Origin of the sequence: Bacillus sp. JJ864, assembly GCF_036963045.1 — a bacterium.
In the GTDB taxonomy this organism is placed as follows: Bacteria; Bacillota; Bacilli; order Bacillales; family Bacillaceae_G; genus Bacillus_A; species Bacillus_A pseudomycoides_C.
The window spans coordinates 3426-4280 of sequence record NZ_JBALLY010000048.1 but is presented as its reverse complement, the minus strand read 5'-3'; the positions used below and the strand labels follow the sequence as shown (position 1 = coordinate 4280).

Here is an 855-nt window from a genome sequence, read left to right as displayed (position 1 = left end):
AACCGACATTTCCTAAAAACACTTCTTTTACCATCCAACCAAGCGGGATTGTCTCCCTTTCTCTTTCAAAGAAAACGATGATTTGGCTAACCTTCTATTCTTTTGAACATGGCTATTTGGATCAGAAAATCAAGAACATAAAAGCAAAAATTGGTCGGTTGAAGAACCGATTCGATCGCCTGCAACAAAAGAAAGAAAAGCTGCAAAAATATGTTCCAAGTGCTGTATTTGGCACAAAAAAATTGTTTCGATCTCAGTTTACAAAAGAAGAATTTGTAACCCATCATGAAGGATGGAAAACCCTTTTCTCTGCCGCCCGAAACAAACAGATGATGATTTCCGGCCGCAAAGATGCTGGCTATGGTAACTTTGTGTTTCAATACAACATGGAAAAACAAGAACTCTCTTTTACTTCTATTTGTGGAAACGTGTTGACTTTCCCGTTCGTGATGTTTCCGTATGGTCAAGACATTGTCAACTATGTAATAGAAACACAAATCGCGTGTAAACAAAAAAAGAAGTATGGTCAGCCTATCTCTTGGGCGATCGAAGACTACGGAGCGTATTACCTCATCAAATGTAGGGTAGATGTAGAAACCAATTCCTACATTAATTTCAGTACAAGTGACGGTGTCATTGGAGTGGATTGTAACTATGATCATTTGGCCTGGATCAATGTTTCAAGAGATGGAAACTATCTCGAAAGTGGCATTCTTTCTTTTTCTTTGGAGGAGGAATGTTCCGGTGCCATTACAAAAATCCTAGAAGCAGAAGCCATTCGTCTTGTCGAATTGGCTGTCCGAAAGAACAAGCCGATTGTGCTGGAGAAGCTGGACACTACGCTCTCAAAAACGG

Annotated in this window: 1 pseudogene; it reads left to right on the top strand. The window is 39.9% G+C overall.

The features are described from left to right. Positions 1 to 855 (top strand): annotated as a pseudogene (locus V7024_RS24395) (IS200/IS605 family accessory protein TnpB-related protein); the annotation flags it as partial.